Source organism: Nocardioides sp. YIM 152588, assembly GCF_040191335.1.
Classification (GTDB): Bacteria; Actinomycetota; Actinomycetes; order Propionibacteriales; family Nocardioidaceae; genus Nocardioides.
Window position 1 is genome coordinate 1 of sequence record NZ_JBEGDJ010000045.1, and the last position, 18,573, is coordinate 18,573.

At 74.3% G+C, this 18,573-nt stretch carries 21 protein-coding genes and 1 pseudogene; 14 read left to right on the forward strand and 8 right to left on the reverse strand.

Annotation, left to right across the window (positions count from 1 at the left end; genetic code table 11):
* The 5 genes and pseudogenes from ABLM29_RS17360 to ABLM29_RS17380 all read left to right on the forward strand — a co-directional run.
* A pseudogene (locus ABLM29_RS17360) lies at nt 1-441 on the forward strand (glycoside hydrolase family 3 N-terminal domain-containing protein); the annotation flags it as partial.
* Nucleotides 438-1,391 (forward strand): ROK family protein, encoded by a 954-nt coding sequence (locus tag ABLM29_RS17365; protein ID WP_349715610.1) that lies wholly within the window; start codon nt 438-440, stop codon nt 1,389-1,391. The pseudogene ABLM29_RS17360 and the gene ABLM29_RS17365, both read left to right, overlap by 4 nt.
* Nucleotides 1,391-2,557, forward strand: coding sequence for an N-acetylglucosamine-6-phosphate deacetylase (locus tag ABLM29_RS17370; RefSeq protein ID WP_349715612.1), 1,167 nt, complete (start codon nt 1,391-1,393; stop codon nt 2,555-2,557). Before ABLM29_RS17365 ends, ABLM29_RS17370 begins: the two co-directional genes overlap by 1 nt.
* Nucleotides 2,557-3,342 (forward strand): glucosamine-6-phosphate deaminase, encoded by a 786-nt coding sequence (locus tag ABLM29_RS17375; RefSeq protein ID WP_349715614.1) that lies wholly within the window; start codon nt 2,557-2,559, stop codon nt 3,340-3,342. Before ABLM29_RS17370 ends, ABLM29_RS17375 begins: the two co-directional genes overlap by 1 nt.
* A gap of 64 nt (nt 3,343-3,406) precedes the next feature.
* Complete coding sequence (locus tag ABLM29_RS17380) at nt 3,407-3,763, forward strand: hypothetical protein (protein ID WP_349715617.1); 357 nt, start codon at nt 3,407-3,409, stop codon at nt 3,761-3,763.
* A gap of 562 nt (nt 3,764-4,325) precedes the next feature.
* Here the strand turns inward: ABLM29_RS17380 and ABLM29_RS17385 are convergent.
* Nucleotides 4,326-5,114, reverse strand: coding sequence for an exodeoxyribonuclease III (locus tag ABLM29_RS17385; RefSeq protein WP_349715620.1), 789 nt, complete (start codon nt 5,112-5,114; stop codon nt 4,326-4,328).
* A gap of 75 nt (nt 5,115-5,189) precedes the next feature.
* Between ABLM29_RS17385 and ychF the strand changes: the two genes are divergently transcribed.
* From ychF to ABLM29_RS17400, 3 genes are all read left to right on the forward strand, one after another.
* Nucleotides 5,190-6,263, forward strand: coding sequence for a redox-regulated ATPase YchF (gene ychF / locus ABLM29_RS17390; protein ID WP_349715623.1), 1,074 nt, complete (start codon nt 5,190-5,192; stop codon nt 6,261-6,263).
* The gene (locus ABLM29_RS17395; RefSeq protein ID WP_349715626.1) at nt 6,260-6,616 is read left to right on the forward strand and encodes a zinc ribbon domain-containing protein YjdM; all 357 of its coding nucleotides are present in this window, start codon (nt 6,260-6,262) and stop codon (nt 6,614-6,616) included. The genes ychF and ABLM29_RS17395 overlap by 4 nt, the downstream gene beginning before the upstream one ends.
* A gap of 161 nt (nt 6,617-6,777) precedes the next feature.
* A complete protein-coding gene (locus tag ABLM29_RS17400; RefSeq protein ID WP_349715629.1) occupies nt 6,778-7,452 on the forward strand; it encodes a calcium-binding protein in 675 nt (224 codons plus the stop codon).
* Nucleotides 7,453-7,536: 84 nt separating this feature from the next.
* On the opposite strand, the gene ABLM29_RS17405 is transcribed toward ABLM29_RS17400, so the two are convergent.
* The 3 genes from ABLM29_RS17405 to ABLM29_RS17415 form a co-directional block, all read right to left on the reverse strand.
* Entirely contained in the window at nt 7,537-8,004 is a 468-nt protein-coding gene (locus ABLM29_RS17405; RefSeq protein WP_349715633.1) for a calcium-binding protein, read from the reverse strand.
* Between the two features lie 107 nt (nt 8,005-8,111).
* Nucleotides 8,112-11,150 carry an AfsR/SARP family transcriptional regulator gene (locus tag ABLM29_RS17410; RefSeq protein WP_349715635.1) on the reverse strand — a complete coding sequence of 1,013 codons (3,039 nt, stop codon included), beginning with the start codon at nt 11,148-11,150 and terminating at the stop codon, nt 8,112-8,114.
* Between the two features lie 136 nt (nt 11,151-11,286).
* Nucleotides 11,287-11,733: an SRPBCC family protein gene (locus ABLM29_RS17415; RefSeq protein ID WP_349715637.1), complete on the reverse strand. Its 447-nt coding sequence runs from the start codon at nt 11,731-11,733 to the stop codon at nt 11,287-11,289.
* 106 nt (nt 11,734-11,839) lie between these two features.
* Between ABLM29_RS17415 and ABLM29_RS17420 the strand changes: the two genes are divergently transcribed.
* Genes ABLM29_RS17420 through ABLM29_RS17435 form a run of 4 tightly spaced genes read left to right on the forward strand, consistent with a single transcriptional unit; the run spans nt 11,840 to nt 13,533 of the window.
* Nucleotides 11,840-12,250, forward strand: a complete 411-nt coding sequence (locus ABLM29_RS17420) for a VOC family protein (protein ID WP_349715639.1) — start codon at nt 11,840-11,842, stop codon at nt 12,248-12,250.
* 41 nt (nt 12,251-12,291) lie between these two features.
* On the forward strand, nt 12,292-12,513 hold the full coding sequence (locus ABLM29_RS17425) for an addiction module protein (RefSeq protein ID WP_349715641.1): 222 nt from the start codon (nt 12,292-12,294) through the stop codon (nt 12,511-12,513).
* Nucleotides 12,510-12,830 carry a type II toxin-antitoxin system RelE/ParE family toxin gene (locus tag ABLM29_RS17430; RefSeq protein WP_349715643.1) on the forward strand — a complete coding sequence of 107 codons (321 nt, stop codon included), beginning with the start codon at nt 12,510-12,512 and terminating at the stop codon, nt 12,828-12,830. The genes ABLM29_RS17425 and ABLM29_RS17430 overlap by 4 nt, the downstream gene beginning before the upstream one ends.
* A gap of 13 nt (nt 12,831-12,843) precedes the next feature.
* Nucleotides 12,844-13,533 carry a hypothetical protein gene (locus ABLM29_RS17435; protein ID WP_349715644.1) on the forward strand — a complete coding sequence of 230 codons (690 nt, stop codon included), beginning with the start codon at nt 12,844-12,846 and terminating at the stop codon, nt 13,531-13,533.
* Between the two features lie 9 nt (nt 13,534-13,542).
* On the opposite strand, the gene ABLM29_RS17440 is transcribed toward ABLM29_RS17435, so the two are convergent.
* Genes ABLM29_RS17440 through ABLM29_RS17455 form a run of 4 tightly spaced genes read right to left on the reverse strand, consistent with a single transcriptional unit; the run spans nt 13,543 to nt 16,707 of the window.
* Complete coding sequence (locus ABLM29_RS17440) at nt 13,543-14,415, reverse strand: hypothetical protein (RefSeq protein WP_349715645.1); 873 nt, start codon at nt 14,413-14,415, stop codon at nt 13,543-13,545.
* 9 nt (nt 14,416-14,424) lie between these two features.
* A complete protein-coding gene (gene hypB, locus ABLM29_RS17445) occupies nt 14,425-15,234 on the reverse strand; it encodes a hydrogenase nickel incorporation protein HypB (RefSeq protein ID WP_349715647.1) in 810 nt (269 codons plus the stop codon).
* Nucleotides 15,234-15,626 carry a hydrogenase maturation nickel metallochaperone HypA gene (locus ABLM29_RS17450; RefSeq protein ID WP_349715648.1) on the reverse strand — a complete coding sequence of 131 codons (393 nt, stop codon included), beginning with the start codon at nt 15,624-15,626 and terminating at the stop codon, nt 15,234-15,236. The genes hypB and ABLM29_RS17450 overlap by 1 nt, the downstream gene beginning before the upstream one ends.
* Complete coding sequence (locus ABLM29_RS17455; protein ID WP_349715650.1) at nt 15,619-16,707, reverse strand: AraC family transcriptional regulator; 1,089 nt, start codon at nt 16,705-16,707, stop codon at nt 15,619-15,621. Before ABLM29_RS17455 ends, ABLM29_RS17450 begins: the two co-directional genes overlap by 8 nt.
* A gap of 198 nt (nt 16,708-16,905) precedes the next feature.
* Here ABLM29_RS17455 and ABLM29_RS17460 point away from each other — a divergent pair, with 198 nt between their 5' ends.
* Together ABLM29_RS17460 and ABLM29_RS17465 are read left to right on the forward strand one after the other, a co-directional pair.
* A complete protein-coding gene (locus ABLM29_RS17460) occupies nt 16,906-17,514 on the forward strand; it encodes a DUF1641 domain-containing protein (protein ID WP_349715652.1) in 609 nt (202 codons plus the stop codon).
* A gap of 71 nt (nt 17,515-17,585) precedes the next feature.
* Nucleotides 17,586-18,557, forward strand: coding sequence for an NADH-quinone oxidoreductase subunit B family protein (locus ABLM29_RS17465; RefSeq protein ID WP_349715653.1), 972 nt, complete (start codon nt 17,586-17,588; stop codon nt 18,555-18,557).
* Nucleotides 18,558-18,573 lie beyond the last annotated feature (16 nt).

The window sequence follows — 18,573 nt, forward strand, 5'->3', positions numbered from 1 at the left end:
GGCTCGCCGGTGGCCGCCGCCGGCCCCGACCCCGCGCGCGTCCGCGCCGCGGCGCGGGGCGCGCTGATCGTCGAGGGTGAGCTGCCCGACCTGCGCGGTGCGCGGGTCGTCAGCATCGGCACGCAGGCCAACATCGCCGTCGGCGCCGGCCGGTGGGGCGTCGACGCCGACCGGGTGGTCGCCCCCGGCGACCCGCTGCCGGACGGCCGCGGGCCGCTGGTGGTCCAGGTGCGCGACGCGCACCGCCGGCCCGAGATCGGCGCGATACTCGCCGCCGCCCGCCCCGCGCTCGTCGTGGAGTGGGGCTGGCCGGGGCCGCGGACCGGCTGGTCGGACGAGGAGCAGGGGCGGCCGCCGGCGCGGATCTGCACCCGGGGCAACGCCGCCCCCGTGATCGCGGCGGTCGAGGAGATCATGCGAGAGGCGGGGTGGGACCGATGACGGCGCCGAGTGTCGTGAGGAGTGGCGGCGCCGCCACGGGGGCCACGGTCGGCCTGAGCGTCGGGATCGACATCGGCGCCACCAAGATGCTCGGCGTCGCCGCCGGACCCGACGGCCGCGTCGTCGCCGAGGTCCGGGTCGGCACCCCCAGCGGCGGGGAGGCCGTGGTCGCCGCGGCGGGCGCCGTCGTGGACGCGCTCCGCTCCCGCGCCGGGGTGCCGCTGACCGGCACGGTCGGCGTCGGCGTACCGGGCCTGGTGGACGCGGAGGCCGGCACGCTGACCCACGCGGTCAACCTCGGCATCGACGGCGACCGGTTCCCGCTGCGCGACCTGCTCGCCGACCGCCTCGGCGCCGACGTGGTCGTGGACAACGACGTGAACGCCGCCGCCCTCGGGGCCGCCTCGGTCACCGGCCGCCGCGACCTCGCCTATGTCAGCCTGGGCACGGGCCTCGCCGCCGCGTTCGTGCTCGAGGGCCGGCTGCGCCGCGGCAGCGGCAACGCGGCCGGGGAGATCGGGCACATCCCCGTCGACCCGGCGGGCCTGCCGTGCGCGTGCGGCCAGCGGGGCTGCCTGGAGACGGCGGCGTCCGGCTCCGCGCTGGCCGCCGCCTGGCCCGCCGCGGCCGGCGTGCCGCCCGCCCAGTCGCTCTTCGACGCGGCGTCCGACGGCGACCCCGCGGCGATCGCCGTCCGTGACGCCTTCGCGGCCCGGGTGGCGGACGCGGTGCGGCTGGTCGCGCTGACCGTCGACGCGGAGTCGATCGTGCTCGGCGGCGGTGTCGCCCAGGTCGGCAGCCGGCTGCACGCGGCCGTCGCGTGGGCCCTCGAGGACCAGGCGGCCGGCTCGGAGTTCCTGCGCTCGCTCGACCTGGCCGCGCGGCTCACCCTGGTGCCGCGCGACGTCCCCGTCGCCGCGCTCGGCGCCGCGCTGCTGGGGGCGCGCTGATGGCCGGGCCGATGGCGGACCTGCTGATCCGGGGCGGTACGACGGCCGACGGAGCGCCCCGCGACATCGCGATCGTGGGCGGTCGGATCGCCGCTGGCCGGGAGGCCGCCTCCGGCGCCGACGAGCTCGACGCGACCGGGCTGACCGTGCTGCCGGGGCTGCTGGACCTCCAGGTCAACGGCGTCGCCGGGATCGACCTCACCCTGGAGCCGGAGCGGCTCTGGGAGGCGGCGGCCGCGCTGGCGGCGTACGGCGTGACGGCGTTCCTGCCGACCGTGATCACCTCCGCGCCGCAGGCGCGGGTGCGGGCCCTGGACGCCCTCCGTGCCGGGCCGCCGGACGGCTGGGCGGGCGCGGTGCCGCTCGGGCTGCACTTCGAGGGCCCGATGATCGCCGAGGAGCGCAAGGGCGCGCACCCCGCGCGGTGGCTGCGGGCGCCCGCGCCGGAGATCGTCGACGGCTGGAGCAGCGGGGCCGGGGTGGCGATGGTGACGATCGCCCCCGAGCTGCCCGGCGCGCTGGACGCGATCTCGGTCCTGGTGGGCGCCGGGGTGGTCGTCTCGGTCGGGCACACGACCGCCGGTGCCGACCTGGTGCTCGCCGCGCTCGATCGTGGCGCGCGGATGGTGACGCACCTGGGCAACGCGATGCCGCCGGTGCTGGCCCGCGAGCCCGGCCCGGCCGGGGTGGCGCTCGGCGACCCGCGGGTGGTCGCCGGCGTGATCGCCGACGGGCACCACCTGCACCGGTCGGCGCTGGCGGCGTACGCGTCCGCGCTGGGGCCGGAGCGCCTGCTCGCCGTCACCGACTGCACCGCCGCCCTCGGGCTGCCCGACGGCCGCGCGCGGCTGGGCGACCAGCACGTGGTGGTCGCCGGCGGGACGGTCCGGCTGGAGGACGGCACGCTGGCCGGCTCCGGGGCGGCGCTCGCGCAGTGCCTGCGCGAGCTGCGCGCGGCGACCGGCTGGTCGCTGCCCGACGTCGTCGCGACCTGCACCCGGACCGCCGCGGACCTGGTCGGCGACCCGGAGCGAGGCACGCTGGAGGCGGGGGCCCGCGGGGACGTGACGCTGGTGGACGAGCACCTGGACGTGGTGGCGACGGTGGTCGGCGGCCGCGTCGTCCACTCGGCCGGACCGGGTGGGACCGAGGGAGGGAAGAGCTGATGGAGGTCGTGCCGCTCGCCGGTGCGCTGGAGGCCGCGGAGCTCGCCGCGGACGTCGTCGAGGACGTGGTGCGGCGCCGGCCGGACGCCGTGCTCGGGTTGGCCACCGGGTCGACCCCGCTGCCGACGTACGCCGAGCTGGTCCGGCGCCACCGAGACGGCACCGGGCCCGGCTACGGGCGGGTCCGGTGCTTCAACCTGGACGAGTACGTCGGGCTGCCGGCCGGTCACCCGGAGTCCTACCGGGCGACGATCGCCCGCGAGCTGACCGACGCCCTGGGGATCCCGGCGGCGCGCGTGCACGGTCCGGATCCGTCGCCGGACGGGCTGGCGACGGCGGGGGAGCGGTACGAGGCGGCGCTGACGGCCGCCGGCGGTGTGGACGTGCAGATCCTCGGCATCGGCTCCGACGGCCACCTCGCCTTCAACGAGCCCGGCTCGTCGCTGGCGTCGCTGACCCGTCTCAAGACGCTGACGCAGCAGACCCGCGAGGACAACGCCCGGTTCTTCGGGTCCCTCGACGAGGTGCCGCGGCACGTGCTCACCCAGGGGCTGGGCACCATCCTCCGCGCCCGGCACCTGGTGCTGCTGGCCACCGGGTCGGGGAAGGCGGACGCGCTGGCGGCCGCCGTCGAGGGGCCGGTGTCGGCCTCCTGCCCGGCGTCGGTGCTCCAGCTGCACCCGCACGTCACCGTGCTCGCCGACGACGGCGCCGCGAAGCTGCTCGAGCGGCGCGACCACTACCGCGAGGTGTACGACGCCAAGCCCGCCTGGCAGGGCCTCTGAGCGTTTCCGGCTCCCGGGCGCCGGTGGCGGGCTAGCATCCGCGCAACCGACATGGGGGTCGACGATGAGCATGGTCGAGGTACGGGAGTCACCGGCGGCGCGGGGCGTCGCGGTGGCCGGGATGGCGGTCGCCGGGCTCGGCGCGCTGGCGCTGCTGGTCGTCGGGGGCTGGGCGTTGTACGCCTCCGCGACGGCCGAGCCCCTGGGGCCGGACGAGGACGCGAGCCTGTACGGCGTCGGCATCGTCCTGGGCGTCATGGCGCTGACCGGCGCGTGGCTGCTGGCGGCGGTGGCGCTGGGCATCGGCGCCGCCGTGCGGCTGTGGCGGGCCCGGGTGGCGGTGCTGGCGCTGGTGGTGCCGGTCGTGGCGGCCGCTGTCGTCGTGCCGGTCGTCGTGTTCTTCCAGGCGGTCGTGTTCTAGCTCGTCGCTCGGCCCGTGGGCGGCGGTCCGCTCGCGGTTGGCCTGGGTCGTGTGCCTGTGGCATCGGTCTGTGGGGGTGTGGGGCACACGAGCGCGCTCCCGGCGCGGTTGGCCTGGGTCGTGTGCCTGTGGCATCGGTATGCGGGGGTGTGGGGCACACGAGGCCGCTCCCGGCGCGGTTGGCCTGGGTCGTGTGCCTGTGGCATCGGTATGCGGGGGCGTGGGGCACACGAGGCCGCTCCCGGCGCGGTTGGCCTGGGTCGTGTGCCTGTGGCATCGGTATGCGGGGGCGTGGGGCACACGAGCGCGGTCCCGGCGCGGTTGGCCTGGGTCGTGTGCCTGTGGCATCGGTATGCGGGGGTGTGGGGCACACGAGCCCGGTCCCGGCGCGGTTGGCCTGGGTCGTATGCCTGTGGCATCGGTATGCGGGGGTGTGGGGCACACGAGCCCGCTCCCGGCTCGGCTGACCCGGGTCGTGTGCCTGAGGCATCGCCATACCGGGGCGTGGGGCACACGAGCCCGCCCCAGGCCCGGCTCGACCCGCCCCCGGCGTGCGGCAGCCTCAGTCCAGGTCGACCACGACCGGCGCGTGGTCCGAGGGCGCGCCGGTGCCCTGCGCGGGGTCGCGCTCGTCGGTGTCGATGAACGCGCCGGTCACCCGGTCGGCGAAGGTCGGCGAGCCGAGCACGAAGTCGATCCGCAGGCCGCGGTTCCGCTCGAACCGCTGCCGGTAGTAGTCCCAGTACGTGTAGACGCCCGGTCCGGGGCAGTGCGGGCGGACCACGTCGGCGTACCCGTCGTCGAGGAACGCCTGGAAGGCGGCGCGCTCGGGCGGCGTGACGTGGGTGGACTTGGCGAACTGCTTGACGTCGAAGACGTCCTCGTCGGTCGGGCAGACGTTCCAGTCGCCGACGAGGGCCGTCTGGCCGCCCAGCCAGTCACCGGCGGCCGCGCGCAGGCGGGCCAGCCAGTCCAGCTTGTAGACGTAGTGCGGGTCGTCGGGCTTGCGGCCGTTGGGGACGTAGAGGCTCCAGATCCGCACCCCGCCGCAGGTGGCGCCGATGGCGCGCGCCTCGACCGCGGCGTCCTCGCCGAACCCCGGCATCTCCGGGAACCCGACCTGCACGTCCTCCAGGCCGACGCGGCTGATCAGGGCGACGCCGTTCCACTGGTTGTAGCCGACGGCGGCGACGTCGTACCCCTTCGCCTGCAGGCCCATCAGCGGCAGCTGGTCCTCGCGGGCCTTGGTCTCCTGGATCGCCAGGACGTCGACGTCGTGGCGGTCGAGGAAGGCCTCGACCCGGTCGATCCGTGTCCGCAGGGAGTTGACGTTCCAGGTGGCGATCCGCACCGGGTCACCGTAACGGCGGGCGGGCGCGCGCTGGGATTCGGGGCGGCCCGTCCCCGAGCCCTAGAATCGTCTTCCGTGGCTCTTACCATCGGCATCGTCGGACTCCCGAACGCAGGCAAGTCGACGCTCTTCAACGCGCTGACCAAGAACGACGTGCTGGCGGCCAACTACCCGTTCGCCACCATCGAGCCGAACGTCGGCGTGGTCGGCGTGCCCGACTCGCGGCTGGAGAGGCTCGCCGAGATCTTCTCCTCGGAGCGCAAGCTGCCCGCGACCGTGGAGTTCGTGGACATCGCCGGCATCGTCCGCGGCGCCTCGCAGGGCGAGGGCCTGGGCAACAAGTTCCTCTCCCACATCCGGGAGTCGGCCGCGATCTGCCAGGTGACCCGCGTCTTCCGCGACGAGGACGTCACCCACGTCGACGGCGAGGTCAACCCCGGCAACGACATCTCCACCATCCAGACCGAGCTGATCCTCGCCGACCTCGAGACGGTCGAGAAGGCGGTCGTCCGGCTGGAGAAGGAGGTGCGCAAGGTCAAGGACCTGGCGCCCAACCTGGCCGCCGCGAAGGAGGCCAAGGAGGCGCTGGAGGCCGGTACGCCGATCATCGCCACCTCGATCGACCGCGACCTGCTCCGCGAGCTGTCGCTGCTGACCGCGAAGCCGTTCATCTACGTCTTCAACTGCGACCCCGACGAGCTCGCCGACGAGGCCGTCAAGAAGGAGATGCGGGAGCTGGTCGCCCCCGCCGAGGCGATCTTCCTCGACGCCAAGTTCGAGGCCGAGCTGATCGAGCTCGACGACGAGGAGGCCGCCGAGTTCCTCGCCGAGGCCGGCATCACCGAGCCCGGCCTCGAGGTGCTGGCCCGCGTCGGCTTCGACACCCTCGGCCTGCAGACCTACCTGACCGCCGGGCCCAAGGAGGCCCGCGCCTGGACGATCAAGAAGGGCGCCACCGCCCCCGAGGCCGCCGGTGTCATCCACACCGACTTCCAGAAGGGCTTCATCAAGGCCGAGATCGTCTCGTTCGACGACCTGGTCGCGGCCGGCTCCATGGTGAAGGCCAAGGAGGCGGGCAAGGTCCGCATGGAGGGCAAGGACTACGTGATGGCCGACGGCGACGTCGTCGAGTTCCGCTTCAACGTATGACCGACTCGATCCCGGCCTGCCCGGAGTGCGGCAGCGAGCACGCCTACCCGATGGGGGCGCTGCTGGTCTGCCCGATGTGCGCCCACGAGTGGGCGCCGGCCGAGGCCGCCGACGCCGAGGCCGCTGACGCGCCCCGGGTCATCACGGACGCGGTCGGCAACGTGCTGTCCGACGGAGACACGGTCACGGTGATCAAGGACCTGAAGGTGAAGGGCTCCTCGACCCCGATCAAGGTCGGCACGAAGGTCCGGGGCATCCGCCTCGTCGACGGCGTCGGCGACCACGACATCGACTGCAAGGTCGACGGGTTCGGGCCGATGCAGCTGAAGTCCAGCGTGGTCAAGAAGGTCTGACCGGTTCCGCCGGGCGGTCGCGCGCCCGGTCGAGAGGTCGTTGGTCCCCGGCGCTGCGCGCCGCCGGCGTTCTGACCGTGCTCTGACACTGCGCTGAGCCTCCTCGCGTCTGCTCGTCCCAGCCCCGGTCGACGGGACCGGGCCGGACGAAGGAGAGCACCATGAAGCTACCGATCACCGCGGCGGCCCTGGTGGGCGCCGGGTTTCTCACCGGCCTCACCGGAGCGGCCACGCAGGCGACGGCGTCGCCGACAGCGGACGAGTGCGCGGCCCTGGGGATCTTCATCCAGGGCACGCCCGGCGACGACGTCCTCGTCGGCACGCCGGGAGGCGACGTGATCTGGGGGATGGGCGGCAACGACGTCATCCGCGGACGCGGCGGCGAGGACGTCATCCTCGGCCACGGGGGACGGGACAGGATCACCGGCGGCGCGTGTGACGACGAGGTCGACGGCGGGTACGGCAACGACGTGATCCTCGGTGCCGACGGGGACGACGTCCTGCGCGGCCGCTGGGGCAAGGACGTGGTGCGGGGCGGTCCCGGGGACGACCAGGTCTCGGGCTGGGAGGGCGCCGACCGGGTCTACGGCGACACCGGGGACGACCACGTCCAGGGTGACGCCGCGGCGGACCACGTCTACGGCGGGCCCGGGGACGACGACCTCTACGGGAACGGCCGGGGTGACTGGGTCTACGGAGGTCCCGGGGACGACGACCTCCGGGGCAACGGCGGCGGCGACGAGCTCTACGGCAACGCCGGGAGCGACCGGGCCGACGGTGGCGCCGGCCAGGACAAGTGCCGGAGCGTCTTCCCGACGATCTCGTGCGAGCTGTGACGACCCACGCCCTCGGACCGAGCGCGCCCTGTGTCATGCAGGGCGCGCTCCCGAGGGTCTCCGGGGGCGGGCGGTCACCGGCGGCTACCGCTCGACGCGCTTCTCGGACTCGTCCGGGGTGTTGTCCCACGAGGTGTCGGTGCCGGGCCCGCCGTCGAAGGAGTCCTTCCCGGACTCGCCCCACAGGTCGTCGTCCCCGGTGTTGCCCTTGACGGTGTCCTCGCCCGCGCCGCCGTGGACGTCGTCGTTCTTCTTGCCGCCCTGGACCTTGTCGTTCCCGCCGCCGCCGCGGACGTCGTCCCGGCCCTTCCCGCCGTAGATGACGTCGTTCCCGCCGCCGCCGCGGATGCGGTCGTTCCCGCCGCGGCCGTAGATGATCTCGTCGCACGGGCCGCCGAGGATCACGTCGGCGGCCGAGGTGCCCTTGATGACGATGGGATCGGACGGGCAGGCCGACGCGGCCGTCGGCGGCGCCCCGACGAGCACGGTGCCGAGAGCCGCGGCGCCGAGACCGGTGAGGGCGAGGGAGGTGCGGATCGTTCGGTTCCTCATGTTCCTGCTCCTTCGATGAGGGTGCGTCCGCCCGGGGCGGGCGGCCGGCACGACCGTGCCACCCGCGCATCAGCACGGGATCAGAACGAGGAGCGGACCGCGGCGGCTCAGGTACGTCGGGGCGCGAGCAGCGCCGGGTCGGGCGGCGGCGCGTCGATCTCCGCCATCGCCCGTTCCCAGGCGTCGAAGGCGCGCCGGGCCTCCCCGTGCCGACCCGACCTGACCAGGGTGCGCACCAGACCCCGGTGCACCCGCTCGTCGTACGGATCGACCGCCAGGCAGCGCTGGAGGTAGGCGACGGCGTCGTTGCGGTGCCCGGCGCTCAGGGCCAGCGTCGCGAGGTGGCGCAGCGTGCGGACCCAGGCCTGCCGGCACTCCTCGCGGATCGCGATCGCCCACTCCTCGTCGGGCTCGTCCTCGAAGGCCTCGCCGCGATGGAGCCGCTCGGCGGCCGTCAGCGCCTCCCGGGCGCCCGCCTCGTCGCCGACCGCCAGCCGCTCGGCGCCCCAGTCGGCCTCGGTGATCAGATCCTCCACGTCGAGGCCCACCCGCCGCAGGTCGAGCCAGACGCCGCGGTTGTCGGAGGCGAGGTAGTGGTCGGCCGGCCACGCTCGCGCGGGATCGAGCACGCCGCGGACGGTCGTGAGCAGCACCGAGAGCCGGTGGGAGGTCTTGACCGGGTCGTCGTCCGGCCACAGCACCTGGCACAGCCGGTCGCGGCTCACCGGCCGCCCCCGGTGCGCGGCCAGCAGCTTGACCAGGGTGCGCGCCTGGCGTGACTTCCAGGACCGGGTCGAGATGGGCTCGCCGCCGACCACGACCTCGAACCCGCCGAGCACGCGCACCCGCACCGCCGCCTCCACCGGGTCCTCGCCGGCCGGCTCGCCGCCGATGGTGAGCAGCCCGAGCCGGCGCAGACGCCGGCCGGCCTCCCGTCCTCGCGCGCGGGTCTCCCGGTCGGCGCCCTCCAGCCGAGCGAGCCGGACCTCGAGCCGGCTCGCGTCCGGCTCGGCACCGCCCGTGCGCCAGATCGAGAGGGCCTCGCGGTACGCCGTCCGCGCGGCCGCCGGTGCCGGCTCCGCGGCCCCGAGCACCTCGAGCGACTCCGCCAGCAGGTCGAGCGCGTGGGCGTCGCGACTCGCCGCCGCGGCCCGTGCGGCGGTGGCGACGGCGGCCTCCCGATCGCCCGTGGCGAGCTCGACCCACGCGAGCGCGGCCAGCGCGTAGGGAGCCAGGCCGGGGGTGGCCTGGCCGAGCGCGTCGTCGGCGAGCTTGCGGGCGACGACGGGGTCCTCCGACGCGAGCAGCCGGGCGAGCCCGGCCTGGGCCGGGACGAGGACCTGGACCTCGCCGGACCCGGCGGCGAGCTGGATCGCCTCCACGTAGGCCCGGTGCCCCTGCTCGCGCTGGCCCACGGCGCGGCACAGGTCGCCCAGCCCGCTGAGGCTGGCCGCCGCCCGAGCGCCGCCGAGGCGGCGTCCGATCTGCTCGGCGTGCCGGAGGCGCCAGCGCGCCTCGTCGAACTCCCCGAGCCGGGTCAGCGCCTCGGCCAGGTTGTGGAGCGCGACGACGAGCGAGCCGATGGGCCGCACCAGCTCGCTCACGCGGACCGCCTCGTGCCCGACCCGCGCCGCTCGCACGTAGTCCGCGGCGCCGAGCAGCGAGAAGACCTGGTTGGACAGGATCGCCGGCATCGTGGCGGCGTCGCGGGCGAGGCGCGCGTAGTGGGCGGCCTGGGCGAGGTGGGCCTCGCGCGTCTGCCCGGTGTCGGCGCGGGCGGCCGCCTGGTGGGCCTGGCACAGGTCGCCCGGGTCGCCGCTCGCCTCGGCCAGGCGCAGCGCCTCGGACGCGACCTGCCGGGCGGCCGCGGGCTCGCCGAGCCCGGCGAGCATGCGCACCTTGAGCACCCGCCACCGCTGCCCCGGGCCACGGTCGGGAAGCGTCCCGGCGTCCACCCGGTCGAGCGCCTCGTCGGCCCGGGCCAGCTCCCCGCGGGACTCGTGGATCGACGCCATCGTCATCGCCAGGCCGAGGTCCCACCGGTCCGGGGACGCCTCCACCAGGGGCCGCAGGACCGACAGCGCCTCGTCCAGCCGCCCGGTGAGCCGCAGGGCCCGGCCGAGGAGGAGCCGCGTCGCGTCCCCGGGGGCCAGGGCCGGTGCGCCGAGGTCCGGGGACAGCAGCGCGAGCACGTCCGAGGCGTCGCCCTGGTCGATGACACGGTCGGAGGCCGTCTCCAGCAGGCGACGGGCCCTCCCGGGCTCCCCGGCGGCGAGCCACGTGCGCACGCCGGCCATCGGATGGTCGTGCGCCTCGAACCAGGCGGCCGCCGCCCGGGCCCGGTCCCGGTCCTGCGGTGCCGTGGCGCGGGGCAGCACCGCCGCCAGCGCCGGTACGACGCGCCACCCGAGCCGGTCGACGATCTCGCAGCGCGGGTGCGGCGCGAGGACGCCCGTCTCGCGCAGCTCCCCGACCAGGTCGGTCACCGCGGGGGCGTCCCAGAGCGTGGCGACCAGGTCGTCGGTCACGACCTCGAGCGACGCCAGCGCGGTCAGCACCTCCCGCGCCTCCGGCGCCAGGGCGCCGAGGACCGACCTCTCGCACCACCGCGCGACGGCGGGCTCCACCTGGGCGACCCAGCGCGCGAACTCCGTCGCCTGCCGCACGGTCCCGTTCCACCGCGGACCGGTCGCGCGCGAGATGGCGCGGGCGAAGAGGTGGACGAGCATGGGCCAACCGGTCGTCGCGTGGTGGACCAGCGTCGGCAGCTCGGGGTCGGCGATGGCGTACTCCGCCTCGAGCACGGTCGCGACCTGGTCGGGGGTGAGGCGGAGGTCGGCGGGCCCGCGTTCCCAGGCGGTGACCGTGAGGGCGGCGGCCTCCTCCACCGTGAGCGGCCGGCGACTCGTGAGGTAGACGTCGGGGCGCGAGAGGCCCACCGTCCGGAGCACCGCCAGCCGTTGCTCCGGCGTCGCCTGCTGCAGGTCCTCGACCGCGATGCCGGGCACGCCCCGGTCCACGAGGTCGGCCAGCGCCGCGGGCGTGACCTCGGCGGCGGGCAGCCTCGCGCCGTCCGTCCCGAGCGCGCTCTCGACCCAGGTCGACTTCCCATAGCCGGCGGCGGCGACGACGAGCGTCAGGGCCATGTCCTCACCGTGGTCCTCCCGCCGATCGGCCACAAGGCCCGACCTCGACGTGGTTCCCGCCGGGGCCCGATCGCCCCTCGACCCGCCGGACGTGTGAGTCCGCCGGGTCGTGCTCGACCCGACGGACCCGGTGATCTCAGGCGGCGTGCTTCGACTCCACCTGGATCTTGAGGTTCTCGAGCATCGCCTCGAGCATCGGGGCGTGCTCCTTCACCATCATCGTCTCCAGCGACCTGCCGGCGACGGGGACCCTCACGGTCCACTCGCCCTCGCCGGTCACCTTCGTACCGCCCGGTACGGGCTCGAACGTGAACGTCCAGGTCGGCTTCTCCGCGAAGAAGTGGACCTGAGCGACGATCCGCTCGTTGGGTACGACCTCGGTGTACTCGATGCCGCCCTCCAGGTGGAAGGCCAGGAAGTGCGAGTACAACCGGGCCGAGGTGCCGACGCCGTCCGGCTTGATGTCGACCTCGGTCAGGGCGACGTCCTTCATCTTCCAGAGCTGGCCGATGTCCAGCGCGAAGTGGAAGACGTCGTCGAGCGGGGCCTCGACGGTGATGCTGCGGCGCAGCGTGGCCATCATCCTCACCTCCTTCCACCTTCGACGCTGCTCGGTGGGCGCGGGTCGCACAAGGGGAGATGGTCACGCGCCCGCGGTCCCTTCGGCGGAGGCGGACTAGGGTCGGGTCGTGACCAGCGCAACCCCCTTCCTCATGTTCCAGGGCGGCGTCGCCCGCGAGGCGATGGAGCTCTACACCTCGCTCTTCGACGACGGCGAGATCGTCTCCGCCGACACGTACGGCGCGGACGGACCGGGCCCCGAGGGCACCGTGATGCGGGCCCACTTCCGGCTGGCCGGGCAGGACTTCTTCGCCTCGGACAGCTTCGTCACGCACGCCTTCGACTTCACCCCGTCGCTGTCGATCTGGATCCAGTGCGAGACCGAGGAGCAGCTGACCCGCCTCTTCGACGCGCTCGCCGAGGGCGGCCAGCCGATGATGCCGCTGGGTGGGTACGGGTTCAGCGACCGGTTCGGCTGGGTCAACGACCGGTACGGCGTCTCCTGGCAGCTCAACCTGGGTGGGGTCGCCGCCGCGTGATCACGAGGGCATCCGTCGGGCCTGCGCGCTAGCCTGAGCGCATGGTCGATCCCGCACTCCAGTCAGCCATCGAGGCGATGAGCCTCGATGAGCGGCTCGAGCTGGTCGAGTTCATCGAGAGCACGGTCGACGCCGCGCCGATCGAGATCGGCGAAGAGGCGAAGGCGACGATCCGGTCCCGCGCCGCCGAGCTCGACGCCGACCCGTCGATCGGGCTGACCTGGGACGAGCTCAAGGCCCGTCTCGCTGCACGTCGGGGATGATCCCCAGGTCCGTCGTCTTCCATCCAGCGGTGGAGGATGAGATCGCGGCAATCTACGCCCACTACGAGCAGTTCGACGCCGTGCTTCCGGGCCGATTCGAGGCTCGGCTCGACGAACAGGTCGAGCGGTTGGCGATGTTCCCGGACTCCGGGGCCATCCTCTTCGAGGACTACCGACGTGTCCTCCTCACCCGGTTCCCGTACATGGCGGCCTACGTCGTCCGCGATGACCGCATCGACGTGCTCGCCGTCGTGAACGTGCGCCGCGACCCGGTGTGGATCGAGGAGACGGTCTCCGGCCGGGCGGAGCGGGACTGACTAGGCTCGCCGCGTGAGCGTGACCATCGACGAGCTCGTCGTGGCGGACCCGCCGGAGGCGTGGGCCGCGGCGGGGTTCGCCGTCGATCCTGGAACGCCGGACGAGCCGGACGGGCCGGTGTGCCGCGTCGGCACCGTGCGGATCCGCCTCGCCGGGCCCGGCGCCGGAGGTGGGGCCGGCCGCGGGATCGTCGGGTGGGCGCTGCGCGGCCTGCCCGCCGGCGTACCGCCGGAGGGGCTGGACGGCATCCCCACCACTCCTTCCGAGGCGCCGCCCGCCATACCTGCGGAGCACCCGAACGGGGTGACCCACCTCGACCACGTCGTGCTGATGACACCCGACCTGGCCCGCACCACCGCCGCGCTCCGGGGGATCGGGCTGGAGCCGCGCCGGGAGCGCAGCGGCGACCTCGGCGGGCAGCACGTGCGCCAGGTCTTCTACCGGCTCGGCGAGGTGGTCCTGGAGGTCGTCGGGACGCCGCACACCACCTCCGACGAGCCCGCCCACCTGTGGGGGCTGACCCATGTCGTCCCCGACCTCGACCCCGTCGTCGCGCTGCTCGGCGACGCCGCCGGCCACCCCAAGGACGCCGTCCAGCCGGGCCGGCGGATCACCACGCTGCGCACCCGCGACCTCGGGATGTCGGTGCGGACCGCGCTGATCACGCCCCACGTGCCGGGCGCCGGTCGCTCGCCCGGCTGACGGTGCACCTCAGCGCGGCAGGGCGAGCAGACCCGGGTCGAAGCGCGCGCGGACGCGGGCGGAGGCGTCGGCGGCGGCCACGATCAGGCGGGCGTCCCGGACGCGGCCGGTGGGGATGACGACCGCCCCCGAGTCGCCCGACTCGGTGCGCTCCCGGTGCGCCATCACCCAGTCGAACAGCAACCAGTCGACGGCTCCGGACGCCACCATCGGCGCCTCGCCGAAGGTGGTCATCGGCGGGCCGGCGGGGTCGACGACAGCCTCGGTCACGGCGGCGAGGGCGTCGCGGTGCTCGGTGAGCGCCGCGTCCTTCGCCACCCCCGAGGAGTCGTGGAGCAGCATCGACAGCGTGGCCGGCAGCCGCCGGCCATCATCGGTGACCACCAGCCACCGCGCGCCGCGCCACGGGGCGCCGTCCTCGGCCCAGTGCAGCCCGGCGTGCCCGCCGACCATGCCGACGCCCGGGGTGTCGAGCGATCCGTCGAACGGCGCGGGCCCGGTGAGCCCGAGCACCCACCGGGCCCGGATGCCGAGCAGCGCCGCCGTGCCGATGATCTGGCCCGCACGGGTGTCGGCCGGCAGGCCGGCCGCGCGCTGGGCCGCCGCGTAGTCGGCGACGGCGCGATCGATGGCGCGGTACGCCGACGCCAGGCCCTCGTGCTCGCCGGGCCGTGCTCCCCGCCCGCCGCCGAGCACCTCGCCGAACCGCCCGGCCACCTCCACCAGCACGTCGTCGAGCGCCTCCGCGTGGGTCGGCAGCCAGCGGTGCGGCTCGGCGCCGGGCAGGTCGAACAGGTCGGCGAGCGGCGCGGGCCGGTCGTCGGGCGTGCGCCAGTGGAACCCGAGCGCGTCGTCGGTGGCGTGGATCCGCGGCAGGGCCATCGCGGCCGGTCAGCCCGCCGGGCTGGGGGAGTGCGTGTCCGCGTGCACCGCGCCGGTCAGCCAGGCGTGCCACTCCTCGAGCCCCTCGCCGGTGCGCGCCGACACCTCGATCAGCCTGGCGGCGGGGTTGACCGCCGCGACGTTGCGCCGGAACAGATCGAGGTCGACGTCGAGGTGCGGCAGCAGGTCCATCTTGTTGACCAGCACGACGTCGACCGACCGGAACATCACGGGGTACTTGAGCGGCTTCTCCTCGCCCTCGGTGATCGCGAAGACCATCACCCGCTCGTGCGCGCCGACGTCGAACTCCGCGGGGCAGACCAGGTTGCCGACGTTCTCCACCAGCACCAGGTCGAGCGCGTCGAGGTCGAGCCGGGTCAGCGCGCGGGCCACCATCGGGGCGTCGAGGTGGCACTCGCCGCCGAAGCCGTCGCCGGTGTTGAGCAGGGAGATCTGCGCGCCCAGCCCGGCCAGCCGGTCGGCGTCGATCGAGGTCTCGATGTCGCCCTCGACGACCCCCGCGCGGAGGCCGGCGTCGCGCAGGTGGCGCAGGGTGTGGGCCAGCAGCGTGGTCTTGCCGGCGCCGGGGGAGGACATCAGGTTCACGCAGCGCACCCCGGCGGCGTCGAGCGCGTCCCGGTTGGCCTGCGCCGCGTGGTCGTTCTCGTCGAAGATCCGCTCGAGCACCACGACCCGCTCCGGCCCGGTGGCGTACGCCGAGTGGTCGCCGTGCGCACCGGCGCCGTCGTGCTCGTGCTCGGCGCCGTCGTGGTCGTGCTCGTGGACGGTCCCGTCGTCGTGGCGGTGGAAGCGGCCCATCAGTCCTCCTCGGCGGTGTGGGTCGTCGGGGTCGTCGCGGGCGCGGTCGGCCCGCGCGGCGCGAGGTCGATCGAGGTCACCAGCAGCTCCTCGCCGGAGGCGACGCGGATGGCGCCGGACCCGCACGCGCCGCAGGTCAGCAGCAGCGCGTCGGCGACCGTCGTCCGCTCCCCGCAGTCGCGGCAGTCGAGGACCACCGGCACGTGGTCCACGTCCAGCACGGAGCCGGCCAGCGGCCCGGCCTCGGTGACCAGCCCCCAGCAGTAGGAGAGCGTCTCCGGCACCACCTGCCGCAGCCGGCCGACCCGCAGGTGCACCGTCGCGACGGGCCGCCCGTCGCGGGCGCGGTCCACGATCCCCTGGATGCTCTGGCACAGCGACAGCTCATGCACCGGCGGGCTCCTGCCGCGTGGCCTGGCGGCGCAGGGTCTGCGAGGGCGACTCGCCGAAGCGCCGGCGGTAGACGCCCGAGAAGTTCCCCAGGTGGGTGAAGCCCCACCGCTGCGCGGCGTCGGTGACGTTGACGCCGTCCTCGGGCATCGCCGACATCAGCGTCTGCCGGACGCGGTCGAGCCGCCGGTCGCGGATGTAGGCGATCGGGGTGGTGTCGAGGTCCTCGCGGAAGCCTGCCTGGATGGAGCGCGGGCTCATCCGCGCGTACGACGCCAGGTCGTCGAGGCTGATCGGCTCGGCGAGGTGGCGCTCGATGTACTCCAGCGAGCGGCGCACGGCGGCCCGACCGCTGCGCCGCGGCCGGGCGACGAGGCTGGAGGAGTAGGAGTGCGGCTGGATGTAGAGCAGCGTGGAGATGATCAGCTCCTCCAGCGCCGTGGCGCCGACGCCCTGCTGGATCAGCGACGAGCCGGACATGACCTCGGCGGAGAGGATGTTGAGGGCGCCGTGCCAGCGCGAGGCGGCGTCGGTGGTGAGGTCGCCGACCGGCTCGAAGACGACCGGCCCGTCGAGCGACCGCCCCAGCATCCGGGAGAGCTGGCGCTCCATCGCGGCGCGCTCGATGCGGATGATCAGTTGCGGGCTGTCGTGCTCGAGGTGCAGCACGTACTCCGTCCCCGGGGAGACGACCAGGGCCAGGAAGGCCGTGATCAGGTGGTCCTCGCCCCCGACGCGCGCGCTCGCCTGACCGGAGGTGGTCATGTGCACGGTGTAGGCGTCCGCGGCCTCCGCGACCGCGACGTCGGTGGCGACGGCGTAGTCGAGGTAGGCCATCGTGACGTCGAGGAACTGGATCGCGTTGAGCGTGCACTGGAAGTCGCGCCGGCCGCCGCGCACCGGGGCGACCGCGGCGGGGCCGAGCAGCTGTGAGGTGACCCGCGTGGCGAGCGCCGGGTCGGTGGTGCAGGCGACGGGGTGCTCCTGCAGGGCGTTGGGCACGCCGCGGGAGCGGATCCGCCGGCGTACCGGCAGCCGGGTCCGGTCGACGTCGATGAAGCGCAGCCGCGACAGGTGGGGCACGGCCGCACCACCTCCCGACCTCGCACTCTGTCCCAGGCGCGATCTCTGGTGTGACCAGCGTCGCGTTCCTGCGCATGTGAATCAAGAATTTTGCGCGAATCGGATAGCCGCTGCGGGATGCGGATAGGCGTCCCGCGCCGGCCGCCCTACATTCCGAAGACGCCCCGTCCGCGTGTCGGACCCCCGAGGAGGCAGTCGATGGCCGTGTCGCCCGACAGTGGGATCGCGCCGAGCTCCGCCCCGTCCGCCGGCAGCCCGAGCGGCGCCGACGCCCTCGCCGCCCAGCTGGCGGACCCGCAGGTGGCCAACGCCCTGGCCAGCCTGCTCGCCCACGCCGACCTGATCGCGATCCTGGTCGAGGGCCTGGACCAGATGGTCTCCCGCTCGGAGATCATCGGCGACTCGCTGCTGGCCAGCATCGGCGACCTGCGCTCGACCGTGGAGAACAGCCCGGGCCTCAAGGACTCCGGGGTCACGGTGCAGGAGCTGACCGAGTCCGCGGCGAGCCTGGCCGCCGTGCTGCCCAAGGCTGCGCCGGGGATGGTCGCGGCCGTCGAGTCCGGCGCCCTGGACCGCGTGCTCGCCTCGGACCTGGTGGGCCCCGACGCGGTCGACCAGATCGAGGTGCTGGCGCGCGGCTTCGCCCGCGGCAAGGAGGAGTTCGCGGACCGCCCGGTCGCGATCGGCGGGCCGCTGTCGCTGGTCCGGCTGTTCAAGGACCCCGACATCAACCGCGCGCTCAGCTACTTCGCGACCGTCGCCAAGGCGGTCGGCGAGGAGCTCGCCGCGCCGCCCCAGACGCCATGACCCAGACGCAATGACCCAGACGCAATGACCCAGGAACAGTGACGCGAGAACAGTAGGGAAGGGACACCCGGATGTCGTCAGTGCTGTGGTTCCAAGCCGGTGCCTGCTCGGGCAACACCATGTCGTTCCTCAACGCGGAGGAGCCCAACGTCGTCGACCTGATCGTCGACTTCGGGCTCGAGCTGCTCTGGCACCCCTCGCTCGGCATGGAGCTGGGCGACAACGCCAAGAAGATCTTCAACGACTGCGCCTCGGGGGAGCGGCCGCTCGACATCTTCGTGCTGGAGGGGACGGTGATCCGCGGCCCCGACGGCTCCGGCCGGATGGACATGTTCGCCGACCGCCCGATGCTCGAGTGGGTCACCGAGCTGGCGAACGCCGCGAGCATCGTGGTCGCGATCGGCGACTGCGCGTGCTGGGGCGGGATCCCCGCGACGGCGCCCAACCCGAGCGACTCCACCGGGCTGCAGTTCCACAAGCGCGACAAGGGCGGCTTCCTCGGCCCCGACTGGCGCTCCAAGGCGGGGCTCCCGGTGATCAACATCCCGGGCTGCCCGGCCCACCCGGACTGGATCACCCAGATCCTGGTCGCGCTCGCCACCGGCCGCGCCGGCGACATCGCGCTCGACGACCTGCACCGGCCGCAGACGTTCTTCAAGACGTTCACCCAGACCGGCTGCACCCGCGTCCAGTTCTTCGAGTACAAGCAGTCGACGATGTCCTTCGGCGAGGGCACCCGCACCGGCTGCCTCTTCTACGAGTTCGGCTGCCGCGGCCCGATGACGCACAGCTCGTGCAACCGGATCCTGTGGAACCGGCAGTCGTCGAAGACGCGTGCCGGGATGCCGTGCCTGGGCTGCACGGAGCCGGAGTTCCCGTTCTTCGACCTCGCCGCCGGCACCGTCTTCAAGACGCAGAAGGTCTCCGGGACCATCCCCAAGGAGGTCCCCGAGGGCGCCGACCACATCACCTACATGGCGCACGCCGCCGCCGCCCGGATCGCCGCCCCGCAGTGGGCCAAGGAGGACATGTTCGTCGTCTGACGGGCATGTCGAGAGA

What these genes read in the sequence shown, in the direction of transcription:
- ABLM29_RS17365 (WP_349715610.1), top strand. Translation starts at nt 438, where the DNA reads ATGACGGCGCCGAGTGTCGTGAGGAGTGGCGGCGCCGCCACGGGGGCC.
- ABLM29_RS17370 (WP_349715612.1), top strand. Translation starts at nt 1,391, where the DNA reads ATGGCCGGGCCGATGGCGGACCTGCTGATCCGGGGCGGTACGACGGCC.
- ABLM29_RS17375 (WP_349715614.1), top strand. Translation starts at nt 2,557, where the DNA reads ATGGAGGTCGTGCCGCTCGCCGGTGCGCTGGAGGCCGCGGAGCTCGCC.
- ABLM29_RS17380 (WP_349715617.1), top strand. Translation starts at nt 3,407, where the DNA reads ATGAGCATGGTCGAGGTACGGGAGTCACCGGCGGCGCGGGGCGTCGCG.
- ABLM29_RS17395 (WP_349715626.1), top strand. Translation starts at nt 6,260, where the DNA reads ATGACCGACTCGATCCCGGCCTGCCCGGAGTGCGGCAGCGAGCACGCC.
- ABLM29_RS17400 (WP_349715629.1), top strand. Translation starts at nt 6,778, where the DNA reads ATGAAGCTACCGATCACCGCGGCGGCCCTGGTGGGCGCCGGGTTTCTC.
- ABLM29_RS17405 (WP_349715633.1), bottom strand. Translation starts at nt 8,004, where the DNA reads ATGAGGAACCGAACGATCCGCACCTCCCTCGCCCTCACCGGTCTCGGC.
- ABLM29_RS17410 (WP_349715635.1), bottom strand. Translation starts at nt 11,150, where the DNA reads ATGGCCCTGACGCTCGTCGTCGCCGCCGCCGGCTATGGGAAGTCGACC.
- ABLM29_RS17415 (WP_349715637.1), bottom strand. Translation starts at nt 11,733, where the DNA reads ATGATGGCCACGCTGCGCCGCAGCATCACCGTCGAGGCCCCGCTCGAC.
- ABLM29_RS17425 (WP_349715641.1), top strand. Translation starts at nt 12,292, where the DNA reads ATGGTCGATCCCGCACTCCAGTCAGCCATCGAGGCGATGAGCCTCGAT.
- ABLM29_RS17430 (WP_349715643.1), top strand. Translation starts at nt 12,510, where the DNA reads ATGATCCCCAGGTCCGTCGTCTTCCATCCAGCGGTGGAGGATGAGATC.
- ABLM29_RS17440 (WP_349715645.1), bottom strand. Translation starts at nt 14,415, where the DNA reads ATGGCCCTGCCGCGGATCCACGCCACCGACGACGCGCTCGGGTTCCAC.
- hypB (WP_349715647.1), bottom strand. Translation starts at nt 15,234, where the DNA reads ATGGGCCGCTTCCACCGCCACGACGACGGGACCGTCCACGAGCACGAC.
- ABLM29_RS17460 (WP_349715652.1), top strand. Translation starts at nt 16,906, where the DNA reads ATGGCCGTGTCGCCCGACAGTGGGATCGCGCCGAGCTCCGCCCCGTCC.
- ABLM29_RS17465 (WP_349715653.1), top strand. Translation starts at nt 17,586, where the DNA reads ATGTCGTCAGTGCTGTGGTTCCAAGCCGGTGCCTGCTCGGGCAACACC.